The following is a 14,694-nucleotide window of genomic DNA, read 5'->3' as shown; positions in this document are numbered from 1 at the left end:
AGCTCGACAAGCCACCAACCGACAACAGATATGAACGAAGAACTGGAGCAATACATACTCGGCCACATCGACCCCGAAGGCGATTACCTGCACCGGCTGTACAGGGCCACCCACCTGCACACGCTGCACGGGCGCATGGCCAGCGGCCACCTGCAGGGCAGGCTGCTCAGGATGATTGTAAGGATGATACGCCCCAAGAACATACTCGAGGTGGGAACGTTCAGCGGCTACAGCGCCATCTGCATGGCAGAAGGGCTCGACGAGGGCGGAAAGGTGTACACCTACGAGATAAACGACGAGCAGGAAGACTTCACAAGGCCCTGGATTGAAGGCTCAGACGTGGCCGACAAAATCGTGTTCGCCATCGGCGACGCCATCACCGAGGCCCCGCGGCTGGGCATTGTGTTCGACATGGCATTCATCGACGGCGACAAGCGCACATACATCGAGGCATACGAAATGGCACTGGGCGTGGTAAGGCACGGCGGATTCATCCTGGCCGACAACACACTGTGGGACGGACACGTGGTAGACCGGGCCTACGACCGCGACAAGCAGACCCACGGCATCGAGGCTTTCAACGACTTCGTGGCCGCCGACAGCCGCGTGGAGCGGGTCATACTGCCGCTGCGCGACGGGCTCACCATAATAAGGAAGCTCTGACGCCAACCGCAACGCAGGCCTGAAACGGCGATGGCGACGAGAAAAAAGAAGCTGAAAAATTTGGAAATTAGCCCGAAAAGCGTTACCTTTGCACCCGCAGTGTCCAATGGTGTAATGGTAGCACAACAGGTTTTGGTTCTGTTTGTGGTGGTTCGAATCCGCCTTGGACAACGCAATGCCGCAGGCATAAAAGAGGGTTTCGAGCCCTCTTTTTTATTTGTACATGCCCTTTTCCGTAAAATTGGTATCTTTTCAGTTAATCCGTATATAAGGCCTGAATGTTTAAATGCGTAACTTTGCAACACGAAAACGAAGCAAAAGCTAAGCAGACAAGCAAATGAAGATTAAACCACAACTGCTCTCGCTCATGGCCACAGGCCTCGTTGCATCGAGCAACTCGATGGCGCAAAGCAACGACAACCAGCCTGGCTATGCCATGGCCATCACCGCCAACGGCCACACAATGACGGCAACGATGCATGGCAACGGCGCTACCGAGGCCTTGAGGCAGCGACTCGATGACGGCGGACTGACGCTGCGGCTCAGCGACTACGGCGACTTCGAGAAGGTGGGGGCCCTTGGCTTCACGCTGCCGCGCTCAGACAGGCAGACGACAACGCAGCCGGGCGACATCGTTCTGTACCAAGGCAACCAGATAGTGATATTCTATGGGAGCAACACTTGGGGCTACACAAGGCTCGGACACATAGACAACGCCACGGCCGAAGGCCTCAGGCAGACGCTCGGCGAGGGCGACGTGACCGTGACCCTGGCTCTCCCGGAGGCGTCATCGGTGGCAGACGCCAGACAGGCAAGCCCGCCGCTGTACACCGAGGTGTACACCGCCAACGGCCGGATGGTGCTCCGGCAACAGGGCGAAGCAGGCCTCGACAGGCTGGAACGCGGCCACTACATTGTCAGGAAGGCCTTTGCCAACAGGCAGGCCGAAACAAAGAATATAACCAAATGAACGAGAAAACGACATAACTTTTTCAGACCTCACTTGTATTATTAATGTAATCGTCTCTTTCGAAGACAGGCCGCAAGCAGCCATCAGCGGCATTCGGAGCCAGACCTGCGGCCGGCCCGTCTCTCAAAACAAATGAAAATCTAACATAATCAGGGTAACACGAACAGACAAATAGGGTACATTCAACACGATGGCATCGCCGCCAGAGGGCGGAAGGATGCCATCTTTTGTAATGCCGCAACGCCCCGCCGTAAGGCCGCGACAACGACACCTGGCAACCGAAGGGCTGCCACCGACGGGCCGTAAGGCCCGCATCAGCCACTGCGTGGCGCTACTTGCCATTCCCGGCACTCATCTCCCTGACTATCTCATCGGATATTTCCTTGAAGAAATCGTGCCCCAATACCTCGCTTATCCGGAACAACAGGTCGATGCCGATGCTCTCGCGCTTGAATATGTTGTACACATTCGAGCGCTCACACGGTATCTGCGAGGCGAGCCAACAGGCATTGTGGCCCTGCTCCTCGAGCACTTCCTTTATCCGATTGCCAACATGCATCATACTTCAACAGTATATTTCAATCATATAAACTTAGAGTACAAATACAGCAAACCGCAGGGTTTCGACCATCCGCGCGGCCTGCCGAAGAGAGAATACGCCTGACTATGCCTATGCACCCAGGCATTGCTTGCCGGCACTGCCAAGCCCGCTGCATGGCCCGACGGCGCAACCAACGCCACCGCAACCCCCGGCCGGCTGCCAGAGCGGCATCTTCAAAGCCAATGGCCTAAGCCACACTGCTGACCACGGCCTTATCACTTGAGCTCGCCTCGCGCTCGAACACTGTGGACAAATCGGCAAAAAAGTTGTATTCCATCACCAATGATATGGAATACAACAGCCCTGCGTCAATGTTGCAACGACGGAAGATGTTGTACACATTCGAGCGTTCGCAAGGTATGCGAGCAGCGAGCCAACTTACATTATGCCCCTGCTCACGAAGCACTTCCTTTATCCTTTTCCCTATGTGCATGGCCTTTTACTTGTTATTCAGGTTACTAACAAAATTTAATTCATATTAATTCACGTTGCAAGCGGCACGTGGCCGCAATCTCATTTTCCTTGGTTCAGGAAAGTTTCGCATACAAAGATACGAACTTTTCCTGTATTTTTGCTTATCATCTCCCATGTAAATTATATATATTTTGGTTAACATCTGCAAATCGCGCAAATGCTTTGCCGGCGCTTCCTTCACATGGAAAGAGGCTTGCACCACAGGCCGTGGCACCCCGGCACGCCTGCTGACAACAGGCAGGCGTGCCGGGGTGCCACGCTGTCACATCAATATAAGTCCGCCCGACGGCTGCATGGTCACCTTCACCGCGCCGTTGCCGCCCACCTTCAGCTGCTTCACCTGGGCGTCGGGCAGCTGTCCTTCGGCCGCTTTCCGGTCGGTGTAGCAGTCAACCTTGCGCCCGGCCATCATCGGCAGGCTGAGCTTCAGCGTAATCGGTTCGGCGGTGGCGTTGAGCCCTGCCACATACCACGTGTCGCCATGGCGGCGCGCCAGCACCACGTATCGGCCCGGATAGCCGTCGACGAAGCGCGTCTCGTCCCACGCCGTAGGCACCCCTCGCAGGAAGTCGAGCTCGAAGCCGGGCAGCTCCCCGAGGTTGTTGGGCTGCAGGGCGATGCACTGCAGGCTTGCCTGGTTGACTATTGCGGCAGCCATCTCAAACACGTCTGACGTGTAGCGGCTGTGCCTTGACTTGTTGTCGCGCGACATGCGGCGGTTCATTATCGTGCCTCCCCAGTCCATGGCAGCCACGGCATTGCGGCAGAAAGGGTGCAGGGTGAGGTCGAACGGCTCGCGCTTGGCGTGCGATTCCGAGAAGATTACGTTCTCCGAAGCAAGCACGGCCTCGCTCGAAACATAGTTGGGGTACATGCGTTCCCAGCCGCGCGGCAGGGTGCACCCGTGGAAAATCACCTGCAGCCCGTAGTCGTTGGCATCGCTCAGTATGTCTTCATACAGCTGCATGGTGTGCTGCTTGTCGCCCCCGAAGAAGTCGACCTTGATGCCCTTCACGCCAATTCTCTTCATCCAGGCCATCTCGCGCTTGCGCGCCACGGCCGTGTTCATGCAGTTCTTCGGCCCCTGCGGCGCGTCGTTCTGGTTGCCGTTGGAGTTGTACCACAGCATCAGGCTCACGCCCTTCGACTGCGCATAGCGGCTCAGCTGCTCTATCTTTGCGCGCCCTATCTGCTTGTCCCACAGCCCGTCGACGAGCGTATACTCATACCCCATGGCCGCGGCCAGGTCGACAAACTTAACCTGGTCGTCATAGTTTGTGGCGTTGTCCTGCCATACAAGCCAGCTCCACGTGTAGCGCCCGGGCTTGTAGTCGGCGGCAGCCTCATACTTGGGGCCCACCACATCGTAGGCCACGGTGGTCTCGACGATGGGCTTCAGCGTGGCCCCAACGGTGATGGTGCGCCACGGGGTGCTGCCCGGCAGCGCCATGGCGGCGGTGGTAGAGCCGAAGCCGTTGGCCTCGCCGGCCATGGGGAAGGCTATGCGGTAGCCCGCCTGGGGGTCGTAGTCGCTCAGGTGGCAGCCCACGTAGCCGCCGTCGGTGCCGGTCTCGCTAAGTAGCACCCAGCCGTCGGCGCCCACGCGGAACAGCGCCGGGAACACGTAGCCCTGCCCGTACTGCGACTTGTCGGTGAGCGGCGCGTCGGCCGAGTAAACCTCTTCGTAGCTGGGTTTTGTGCGCTTCCAGCCTATCATCGGGTCTGCCTGCGGGCTTATGAATGCCGTCGACTGCCCAGGCAGGCGGAAGGCCGTGGCCTCAGACTCGACCACCATGCAAGCCGTCTCGCCCTGCTGTGGGAACGTGTAGCGGAAGGCCACGTCGTTGTCCGACACGTTGAACGTGACGGTCATCAGGTCTTTGCCGGCATTTTCGTAGATAATGCCCATCTGGTTGGCCACGTAACGCACCTTCGAAGCCTTTGTTCCACGCATCGTATAGGTGGTGTCGGTCTGCTTGGTGCTCACGGCCCGCTCCCTGAGCCCGGTGCTGAAGTCGCCTATGTTGGCCTTCAGCCCAAGGCTGGATTTCTCGATCATGGGCTTGCCGTCGTATTTTACGGAGTAGAATATGCGCCCGCCCTCGTCGCCGACAGTGACCACCAGCCGCCCGTCGGGCGAAGCCACGTCGTTGGTTGCGGCCATGGCCGCGATGCCTGCCTGCAAGGACAGCGCAATGGAAAGCAATGTATGTTTCATATAGACAGTATGTATTATCTGTAAATGAATAGCCCGTTTTTGCATGCAAATATAAGAAAAATAGTGAAAACGGCAAAGAAAAAGAGCCTTCAATGCACCATGCCATCATGCAGCATGCCCACCGGGTGTGTGCAGCATGGCCTGCCACGCCAAGTCGCGGTGTAAACAAAACATACCGAAAATTAACACTCGGCAAGGCTGCGAAACAGATATAGGATGGCCGTTTGGCGGCCGCCGCACGCCGGCATGGCGGTGGCAAAACGGCCGGAAGGCCACTGTTGGCGGGCAAAACGGGCCGTGCTGCATTGCAATACGGCCCGTTTTGCGGCCCCGAAAGGCATGTTTCATGGCCCCAAAACGGCCGTCGGGGCGGCCTTTCCGGCCTGTTTCAGCGTGTTTTTCCGCCCAAACGGGAGCAGAATGCGCCACCTTCGGAGCGCAACCGTCTATGGGTCAACCATTTGCGGAAAGTGCTCCGAGGATGGCGCATTTACGGCCGTCGGGCGCCCGACGGCCGCAGGCGCCGCTCTCAAAGGGGCTGTTGTAAACATTGTTCGCCGTTTTTAACAGTTAGTTCCCGTGCAGGCCACAGTGCAGCCTCATGGGAACGAACCACCCACAAGCGCGCCCCGGGCCCGCGATGCAGGCCGGGGCATCATGCCGTCAGCGCCCCAGGCTTACCTTGCGCCTGAAAGGCAGGGCCGGCAAACCCTCGCTGTTGACGAGGTTGGGCTGTGCCGTCTCGTCCCACCCGAAGCGTATCTCGGTGCGCCGGGCCAGTCCGTCGGTGCTTATATACACCTTGTTGCCGCGCAGGCTGGCCCTTACCCTCGAGTAGCGGCCCTTTTTCGTCAGCGCGTAAAACCAGTCGGGGGCCTTCCCGTCGCGCGTGGCCAGTCCGCCGGCCGTGCCTTCAAACTCAACCACAATGCTGTCGCCCTCAACCGAGATGCTTTTTGCCACCGGCCCGCCGCACACCACATCGGTGCGCCCGTAGGTCTTGTTGAGGGCCAGCCGGGCCAGCCTTTCGCCCACAACCCACTTGTATGGCGGATGTATGTCGGCCAGGTCTTCGGGTATGTCGGTAGTGACCACCATCGCCGTGAGCGGAATCTCATCGGCGCAACGCGCCTGTGCCTCCCAGAAACGTGGCAGGTCTTGCCATGTCTTGGCCACGGGGTCGGCCTTGCGGCCCGAATACAGCATTGGCGAAATCTGCACATAGTAGAACGGCAGCGAGCTGTCGGCCCACGCCTTTCGCCACGACTCCACCAGCAGCCTCATCTTTTCGGTGTATATGTCGGTGTCGCCCATGATGAGGTTTGTCTCGCCCTGATACCACAGCACGCCGCGCATGGCCATCGGGGCAATGGGCTCAATCATCTTGCGGTAGCGCCATCCCACTTCCTGGCCGTTGGCCTTGAGGCGGTTGCCGTCCATCGCGTGGCCGAACAGCGGGCTCTCGCGGTATGCCCCGGCGGGCGTCCACGTCTCGATGGGGGTGCCTCCCCACGACGACGACACCACCCCCACGGGCACCCCGAGACTGTCTTGCAGTGCCTTGGCAAAGAAATAGGCCGCCGCCGAGAATGGCTTGAGCGACTCGCGGCTTATGCGCTGCCAGCCGGCAGTGGGCAGCGTGTCGCCCTTGAGGTCTTTCCTGACATACAGCAGGCGTATCATGGGGTTGCCGGCCTGCTCGTACTCGTGGCGCAAACGGTCGGGGTCGCCCTTGCGCGGCTTGGCGTACCTGGGGTGGTTGGCCATGGAATACTCCATGTTCGACTGCCCCGAGGCGAGCCAAACCTCGCCCACGAGCACGTTGCCCAGCTCTATGCGGCCGCCGTCGCCGCTCACCCTGAAGGCCACGGCCTTGCCCGAGGCCCGCAGCGGGGCCAGCCTGACGCTCCAACGCCCGTCGGCCGCGGCCACGGCCTTGCCTGTCTCGCGGCCCACTTTCACCTTGACCTCGGCTCCGGGGGTGGCCGTTCCCCACACGCTGAGCGGCTTGTCGCACTGCAGCACCATGCAGTCGGTGAACACTTCGGCCAGCTTCAGCTTGGCATCGGCCGACAGAGCCATCAGCAGGGCGGCCGCAACAAAACACAGTCTCTTCATATTTCTTCAATCAATATTTCACCTCCATGAGGGTCAAAGTCAACCAGCGACTTGCCCGCGCGCACGCTAACGCTGAGCGGCCTGCCGCCCTGCACGGCCCTCACCGGGCGCCCGGACAGCACCACGAGGGTGAGCGGGTGGCGGCATTCGGCCAAGCCGGGCGCCAGCCGGGGCGTAACGACGATGCCTCCGGGCCGCCTCACCGTGTCGAGGCGCACATTGTCGCGCTCGCGCACGTAGGCCGTGACCTCGGCCAGCGTGCCCACCCAGAGGCTGTCGCGCAGCGAAGCCACATAGTCGAGATGCTCCCAGAAACGCGAAGGGTCGCCCAGCGCATCGTAACCCGTGGTTATGCCGTGGGTCATGGCAATGCCCCACTCGCCCCGCTCCACCAGGGCGTCGGCCCAGCGGCGCATCCACGCCGAGTCGCGCTTGCTGCCCATGCTCACCTGCCTGAGCCTGCTGCCCACGCGGCCTGCCTCGCAACGGGCCACGGCCAGGCTGTCCTTGCGGTTGCCGGGATAGAAAAAGGTGAGCGGAAACGCCCCCACGCTGTCGCGGATGGCGCTGTCGTTGCGCTCTATCTCGTGGCGCAGGGCCTCAGGGCCGAGCGTTGTCACGTTGCGGTGCTCCCACCCGTGGCTGGCTATCTCCTGCCCGTCGGCGGCCATCTCGCGCAGCATGGCCCACGTGAGGCAGGGCGTTCCCTTCATGTCGCGCCCCACCTTGCTGCCTATTATACCGAAGGTGGCCTTCAGCCCGCGCTTGCGCAGCTCGGGGAAAACGCGCGTATAGTGCTCCAGCAGCCCGTCGTCGAAGGTGTAGGTCACGGCCGCCCGGCGGTCGCCGTAGTACTTGGCAACATGCACTTCCTGCGCCGTTGCCGCGCCGGCCCACGCCGCGAGCACCATCAAAAATGCCTTTTTTACCATCTGTATCAGTTTTTTGAGTTCTTGGGGTCGGTCACCCCATATTTCTTTCCGCCCACGGCGGCATTGCCGTCGGCAGCCTTCGCCCCACTCAGGTCGCGGCTCGTGGCCAGCGCAATGGTGCGCTTCATCTGGCGACCGGGCAATACTGCCACGGCAGTCTCACTGCCGCGGCGCCCCAGCCAAGGGCCGGCCGTCACTCAATGCCAATGACAACGCCCCACGGCCCTACCTTAACCGACGCGCCGCGCGACAGCTTCTGCCCGTCGAGCTGCGACTCGCTGTCGGCAAAAGGCCACGCCACGGTCTGCTCGCCGGCCGAGAAATTGAACATGTAGTGAACGCCGCGGCCGTCGCCATTGGTGCCCGAGCGCAGCACAATCGGGAAGCGCAGCTTGCGCTCGGCGGTGGCAATGCCCTTGCGGTCGGCCGCGCGGGCGATGAGCTTCTGCAGCAGTTCCTGCGACGGCACGGCCCCGATGTACGTCAGGTGGCCCTTTCCGAAGCTGTTTTCGGTGACGCACGGCCACTTGCCGAAGAACCCGTGGTCGGCGTAGGCCAGCGGCTTGGCCGTGGTGGGGCACAGGAATTCCATCCACGTGCCGACCGTATTGTCGGCAGCCCCGATGTCGTTTGGGCGCAGGTTGAGCCTGCGTATCGACGAGAACTCCTGGTAAGTGAAGCCGCAGGCGGCCGCCAGCGGCCCCGGGGCGAGCACCGGCCTGACGGCGTCGTCCTCGTTGCAGTAGCCGCTCTTGTAGAGCATGACCACCTCGCCGCCCTGTTCCACGAAGTCGCTGATGCGCCGCAGCGTCTCGTCGGTGGCCACATAGAGCGGCGGAACCACCAGCATGTCGTAGCCGCTGAAGTCGTTCACCTTGTCGACCGACAGGATGTCGCACTCTATGTTCTGCCTGTAGAGGGCCTCATACACCATGTAATCCTTGTACTGGTCGCCGTTTGTGTATGGCATGAAGTCGAGTGCGTGCTTCGAGTCGTGGCTGAAGAGCATGGCAACGCGGTTGCGTTTCTTCAGGTTTACGAGCTTCTTGCCCACCTTTTCGAGCTCCGCGGCCCCCCGGGCGAACTCTGCGTAGACTCGGTTTGGCTGACCGTCGTGTCCGAGCAGGCCGCGCCAGTAGGTCTCCTGCCCGTAGTGCAGGGTGGCCCAGTGCCAGTATTCCACCATGTTGGCGCCCGAGGCGAGCATGGCATACATGTTCTGGCGCAGCTGTCCGTCGTATGGCGGGTACTGGTCGCGACTCGACCAGCCCGTGCCCTGCGCGTTTGTCTCGGTGACGAGGAAGTTGCCGCGGCGGCACACGGGGCGCATGAAGTCGCCGGCATAGGCAATCCACATGCCGTCTTGTGCGTCTTGCATGGTGTAGTATATGTTTATGGCGGGATAGTCCATCTGTCGGAAGGCCTCAACCTGGTCTATGTTGTAGAAATAAGGCATGAAGCAGTGGGTGACAAACTGGTCGGGCCGCCGGTACTCGTTGACGATGTCGGCCTGCCAGTTGAGGAAGTCGGCCGTCACCTTTCGGTTCCACCGCTCCCACCAGAGCTTGTACGACGGGTTGGTCACGCCCGGGCGGTCGTAGAACTCGTCCCAAGTGTTGATGTTCATTCCCCAGTAATTGAGTCCCCAACGGCGGTTGAGCTCCTCCAGGCTGTCGCCGAACTCACTGCGGATGTATTCGCGGAAGCCCTCGAAATAGTCGCGGTTGCCAATCTTGCGGGCCTCGACCTCGTTGTCGACCTGGTAACCTATGATGGCCGGATGGCCCGCAAAGTGCTCCATCATCTTGCGTATGATGCGCTCGCAGTATCGGCGGTAGGTTGGGTTGTATATGTCCATGTTCTGCCGTATGCCGTAATGCTCCTGCTTGCCGTCCCACCTTTGCGAGAGCACCTCGGGGTGGCTGGCGGCCATCCACGCCGGTATCGAGTAGGTGGGCGTGCCCAATATCACCTTGATGCCGGCCTTGTGCAGGCGGTCGAGTATGCGGTCCATCCACTCAAAGCGGAACACCCCGTCTTGCGGTTCGAACAGCGACCACGTGCTTTCGCCCACCCTCACCACGGTGACGCCGGCCTCGCGCATGAGCCTGATGTCCTCGTCGAGGCGGTCGGTGGGTGTGTACTCGCTGTAATAGGCGGCCCCGTAGAGAGGCTTGTCGAAGTCGTAGGCACCGGCGTTGCCGCCGGTCAGGGCCAGCATGAGGGCCGCCACGAATGTCGTTTTCTTCATCCCAGGTTGGTTGTTTGGTTATTGGCAGTTGTGTGTATATGCTTCTTTAGCCCGCCGCGATGCCCGCCTGCAGGCGCCGGGCGGCACACCAGGCGTGGCCGCAGCCACCAAGCCGCCCCCACGGGCCGCGGCCGCAGCCCCACGCCTCGGCTCCCTTTGGCGCGGGCCATGGACGCATCGGCGTCACGGTATGGCCTCGCACACCTGGTCGGCAATCTGCCTCATGCCCGCCACGCTGGGGTGGCCGCTCTTCTTGTCGATGCCCCTGAGCTGTATGAGTGGCACACCGTAGTGCGAGCAGATGGTGCCGACAGACTGCGTTATGCTTTCCTTGAGCCCGTCGTTGGATATGAAATATATGTCGGCAGTGGGGTAAAGCTCTTTCATCCGCGCCAGCATGTAGGCCATGGCCGGGCGAAACGAGAAGAGGTCGGCGCGGCGTATGCCGTCGTACTTGAACTCCCCTATGGGCGAACCGGCCCAAGAATCGTTGGTGCCGCCGAAGATTAGGATGACGTCGGGCGTGCCCAAGGCGGTCATGCGGGTCACGAACGACTCGTGCGTATAGTCCTCGTCGCGGTACCCGGTGTTGCATACGGTGGAGCCGGAGTACGAGTTGTTCACCTCCAGCTTCCACCCCTTGCGCTTCAATACCTGGTGCCACCACGTTTGGTCGACGCCCTTCACGTCGGTGCGGCGGGTGTCGGGGGGCAGCGTATACCACACGGCGTTGGTGTCGGGGGTGAGCCATCCCTCGAAGGTTGAGTACGAGTCGCCGAGTATCGACACCGACGGCTTTGCCTGGCCGAAGGCCGAAACGACGGCCGCGGCGGCTAAGATGAGCATTGAAATGTATCGTCTCATATCGTTGGTTTTAGCATTGCGTCACATTGTTCAGCCGGCCGGCCAAGGGCACCGGGGCAGTGGGAGTGCGTTGCCGCGGCCGCCCGGCCAACCCACTGGAATTCAAGCAGTTGCCAACAAGGGCCGTTTTGCACTGCGAAACAGGCCGTTTCACCATGCCAAACGGCCCGTATTGCATCGTCAAACGGCCCGTATGGCCCGGCCGCGGCAGCCCGGGGGCAGCGCCGTCGGCACCATGGTGGTCAGTTGTCGGCGTAAGCGAAGTAGTCGAAACGGGCCTGGCCACGCGCTTTCTTGCCCGACGTGGTGGCATAGACGCCCACTCCGAGGCCGTTGAAGCGGTTGAGCTTGCCGTCGTCGGCCAGCCCCACAAGGCTCACGCGGGCGGCCTCGCGCATGTCGGCCTCCGTGGGGCCGTATTCAAGCACGGCCTCCATGCCGTCGGCCCGCAGGCGCATCACCACGTCGGAGGCGCCATACGGCACAGTCTTGGTGACCCGACCGCTCTCCACCACGGCCAGCCCGCCGACGGTGCGTAGCAGTGCCACGTAGGCCGTGCTGTTGCGGTGGAGCACCAGCCCGGCGCGTTCGCCCTCGCGGCGTGGCCTGAAGCCCATCAGCGTCTGGGCCGTGTAGCGGTGGGAGCGCACGCGGCGCATCAGCATCGCGGGGCAAACCAGGCTGTCGATGGTCTCGGGCTGCGGTGTGAGAAGCAGGCTTCCGCCGTCAAGGGCGTGGAAACGGGTGTGCGGAATGCGGTTGAAGTGCCAGTAGCCGAGCAGCTCCGGGCCGTCGAAAGCGTCGCTGTCGGGCGGCAGCGCCACCGGGCTTTCGGGCAGGGCGGGCGCCTCGACCTCCATGGTCATGCCGCCGCGGCCGGGGTTGAATATGAATTCGCCGTCCTGGATGACCACGGGGCAGATGAACGTCTCGCGCGTAAAGGAGTGCCGCCCGTCCACCATGCGCTTGCCCAAGGCCACGGCATACCACTGGCCGGGGCCGGTCTGCACCATGTCGGCGTGGCCAACGCACTGCAACGGGCTGCCGTGGCCAAACTGGCGCTGGCTCAACACGGGGTTCACCTGCTGCGGAATGTACGGCCCCATGAGGTTCCGGCTCGTGAACAACGTCACGGCGTGGTTGAAGTCGGTGCCGCCCTCGGCCACCGTGAGCACGTAGCGGCCGTCTATCTTATACAGGTGCGCCCCCTCGGCATACTTCGCATTGAAGGCGTGGCCCGTGGCTATGTAACTGCGTTCGCCCAGCAATTGGCCCGTGGCGAGGTCTATTTCCTGAATCCAGATGGCCGTAGAGGCTGGATGCTTGCGGCCCGGAAACTTGCCGGTGTTGGCCAGCAGGTAGCTCCGTCCGTCGTCGTCCCAGAAGATGTCGGGGTCAATTCCCGGCGCCCCCTTTATGAATACAGGGTCTGACCACGGCCCCCTCACGTCGTTGGCCGTGATGTAGAAGTTGCCGCCGTTGCTCACGTTGCAGAACAGATACCACTTTCCGCCGTGGTGGCGGAGCGTGGGTGCCCACACGCCGTCCTTGTCCCTGACCCCGTCGAGGGTCACCATGCCGGGGCGGTCGATGGCGTTAGCCACCTTCTCCCAGTGCCTGAGGTCGCGGCTGCGGTATATGGGCAGGCCGGGATACCACGTGAACGACGACGTGCAGATGTAGTAGTCGCTGTCCACGCGGCATATCGTCGGGTCGGGGTTGAAGCCCGGCAGAATCGGGTTCTCTATCTGCGCCGGGGCAGAGAGGGCCGCCGCCAACATGGCCACGGCAGCCTGTGATTTTTCAAGCCGGTACATATTCCATCACGGTTTTCAGTATTTCACACCGTTGACAGTCACGTCCTTCACCCGGCAGTCCTTTATATAAGATGTGTTGAAGCCGCCTTTCGGGTCTTCGGCCTTGATGTTCTCGAAGGTGAAGCCGCTGAGGTCGTACTTGTCAGACTGCTGTACGTCGTAGAATTTCTTGGTGCACCGCACGTCGACATTGCGCAGGGTGACGTTAGATACGCCCGAGCGCGGCATGTCGGGGCGGTCGAGCAGATTGTAGAACTGCATCCACTTGGCCACGCGTATGCCGTTCTTGGGCGTCCCCGTGACGTTTTCCACGAGCACGTTGCCGTATTTCTGGGGCGTGTCGGGGCGCATCTTGAAGAGCACCAGGTTGCCCGTGCCGGCAAAGGAGCAGTTGCGCAGTATGACGTTTGAGCAGTCCCAGGCCTCGCTGCCGAACGTCACGCCCGCGCCGGCCACGCCATACTCAACGTCCTCGATGAGGATATTGCGGCACGGCCCGTTGGTCGTGTCCTTGTCGACAAACGTCCCCTTGCCTCCCTTGAGGCACACGGCGTCGTCGTTGACGTTGATATATCCGCCGCGTATTAGCACGTCGGAGCAGGCGTCAAGGTCGATGGCGTCGGTGCTGGGGCCCTTGGGATATCCCGAGGTGGGCGCGTAGATGTAGCAGTCGAGGTAGCGCACGCGCGAGCAACGGTAGAGGTGGTTTGTCCAGAAGCCGCTGTATACCAGGCGTACGTCCTGCACCGTGACGTTCTTTGAGTCGGAGATGTAAATCATCCTCGGCCTGAGCGCCTCGAGGTTGGTGCACTTTGGAAACACCTTGCGGCGCAGCCAGAACTCGTCGTAGAACCGTTTCCCGTTGCCGTCGATGGTGCCTCGGCCGGTGATGGTGAAGCCGTCGACCCCGTTGGCGTTTATCAACGCTGCGAAATAGTTGAGCGTCTGGCCCTCAAGGCGCGTCTTTACGATTTTGTAGTGCGTTATGGCGTCGCTGCCTTTGAGCCGGCTTCCCTCTGCCATGTGCAGGTGGGTGCCGGGCCGGAAGAACAGCGAGCCGGTGAAAAACGTGCCCTTGGGCACCACCACCACGCCGCCGCCGTTGGCGGCCGCCGTGTCGATTACCTTCTGTATAGCCTCGGTCTGCAGCAGGGCCGAGTCGTTCTTCACCCCGTAGTCGGTTATGACATACTGCTTGCCCAGCGCCGCCACGTCAACCTTGGCGGTGTCGCCGAACCATTGGTCCATGGCCGTGCCGTCGGGCCAAACGGACTGTTTCTTTTTCGCATCGGCCGTCACAGCTGACATGAGCATAAGAGCGACGGCAAGTAAAGTCGTTGTCTTCATATTCGCTTTAGGTATTTTGATTTGTCGTTCGTTCAGTCGGCAAAGCCTGGCGGGGCCCGGCGGCGGCTTCCACTTGGGAAACCGGCCCGGCGGCAGACACATCGGCGCTGCCACGCCACACCGGCATTGTGACTGCAAAAATAATGATTTTTCTGCTTAAAGCATTGATAAATGCGTACGAATATTGGTAAAATCGTACGCTATTGGCCCCCGGTGGCCACGCGTTGCCGCCGTAAGGGCCCCGCAGGCCGCCCTGAAGGCCACATAGCGACAGCCTGAGGCAACGGGCCGCAAAGGTGGTAAAAACAACCGACAATGACGGGCCCACGCAGCCACAAGGACGCCGCCGTGGTGCAAAACGGGCCGTACAAGCATGCCGAACGGCCCATTCCGACCGACCAAACGGCCCATTTTGCATACGCATACGGCAGCCGCCGCA

The 14,694-nt window shown here is 61.2% G+C and carries 12 protein-coding genes and 1 tRNA gene; 3 read left to right on the top strand and 10 right to left on the bottom strand.

Going from position 1 to position 14,694, the window contains the following annotated elements:
* Positions 1 to 30 precede the first annotated feature (30 nt).
* From H6B30_RS01165 to H6B30_RS01155, 3 genes are all read left to right on the top strand, one after another.
* Complete coding sequence (locus H6B30_RS01165) at positions 31 to 663, top strand: O-methyltransferase (RefSeq protein WP_205107072.1); 633 nt, start codon at positions 31 to 33, stop codon at positions 661 to 663.
* 100 nt (positions 664 to 763) lie between these two features.
* Positions 764 to 834 (top strand) — tRNA-Gln (locus H6B30_RS01160).
* A 166-nt stretch (positions 835 to 1,000) separates the two neighbouring features.
* The gene (locus tag H6B30_RS01155; protein ID WP_205107070.1) at positions 1,001 to 1,633 is read left to right on the top strand and encodes a cyclophilin-like fold protein; all 633 of its coding nucleotides are present in this window, start codon (positions 1,001 to 1,003) and stop codon (positions 1,631 to 1,633) included.
* A 331-nt stretch (positions 1,634 to 1,964) separates the two neighbouring features.
* On the opposite strand, the gene H6B30_RS01150 is transcribed toward H6B30_RS01155, so the two are convergent.
* The 10 genes from H6B30_RS01150 to H6B30_RS01110 all read right to left on the bottom strand — a co-directional run bounded on the left by H6B30_RS01150 (position 1,965) and on the right by H6B30_RS01110 (position 14,255).
* Entirely contained in the window at positions 1,965 to 2,195 is a 231-nt protein-coding gene (locus H6B30_RS01150; protein ID WP_205107068.1) for a hypothetical protein, read from the bottom strand.
* A 226-nt stretch (positions 2,196 to 2,421) separates the two neighbouring features.
* Positions 2,422 to 2,667: an XRE family transcriptional regulator gene (locus H6B30_RS01145; protein ID WP_205107066.1), complete on the bottom strand. Its 246-nt coding sequence runs from the start codon at positions 2,665 to 2,667 to the stop codon at positions 2,422 to 2,424.
* Between the two features lie 303 nt (positions 2,668 to 2,970).
* A complete protein-coding gene (locus tag H6B30_RS01140) occupies positions 2,971 to 4,926 on the bottom strand; it encodes a glycoside hydrolase family 97 protein (protein WP_205107064.1) in 1,956 nt (651 codons plus the stop codon).
* A 663-nt stretch (positions 4,927 to 5,589) separates the two neighbouring features.
* Positions 5,590 to 7,044, bottom strand: coding sequence for a sialate O-acetylesterase (locus tag H6B30_RS01135; protein WP_205107062.1), 1,455 nt, complete (start codon positions 7,042 to 7,044; stop codon positions 5,590 to 5,592).
* Positions 7,041 to 7,976 (bottom strand): polysaccharide deacetylase family protein, encoded by a 936-nt coding sequence (locus H6B30_RS01130; protein WP_205107060.1) that lies wholly within the window; start codon positions 7,974 to 7,976, stop codon positions 7,041 to 7,043. The genes H6B30_RS01135 and H6B30_RS01130 overlap by 4 nt, the downstream gene beginning before the upstream one ends.
* Positions 7,977 to 7,981: 5 nt before the next feature.
* On the bottom strand, positions 7,982 to 8,104 hold the full coding sequence (locus H6B30_RS16520) for a hypothetical protein (RefSeq protein ID WP_262896792.1): 123 nt from the start codon (positions 8,102 to 8,104) through the stop codon (positions 7,982 to 7,984).
* Between the two features lie 65 nt (positions 8,105 to 8,169).
* Entirely contained in the window at positions 8,170 to 10,227 is a 2,058-nt protein-coding gene (locus H6B30_RS01125; protein WP_205107058.1) for a beta-galactosidase, read from the bottom strand.
* A 183-nt stretch (positions 10,228 to 10,410) separates the two neighbouring features.
* Positions 10,411 to 11,091, bottom strand: coding sequence for an SGNH/GDSL hydrolase family protein (locus H6B30_RS01120; RefSeq protein ID WP_205107056.1), 681 nt, complete (start codon positions 11,089 to 11,091; stop codon positions 10,411 to 10,413).
* Positions 11,092 to 11,333: 242 nt separating this feature from the next.
* Complete coding sequence (locus H6B30_RS01115) at positions 11,334 to 12,908, bottom strand: glycoside hydrolase family 43 protein (RefSeq protein ID WP_205107054.1); 1,575 nt, start codon at positions 12,906 to 12,908, stop codon at positions 11,334 to 11,336.
* Between the two features lie 15 nt (positions 12,909 to 12,923).
* Positions 12,924 to 14,255 (bottom strand): glycoside hydrolase family 28 protein, encoded by a 1,332-nt coding sequence (locus H6B30_RS01110; protein ID WP_205107052.1) that lies wholly within the window; start codon positions 14,253 to 14,255, stop codon positions 12,924 to 12,926.
* Positions 14,256 to 14,694 lie beyond the last annotated feature (439 nt).

The sequence above is a fragment of the Marseilla massiliensis genome (assembly GCF_016899955.1).
GTDB classification, from domain to species: Bacteria; Bacteroidota; Bacteroidia; order Bacteroidales; family Bacteroidaceae; genus Prevotella; species Prevotella intestinigallinarum.
The sequence above is the reverse complement of the archived record's forward strand: the minus strand, read 5'-3'. Positions and strand labels throughout refer to the sequence as shown.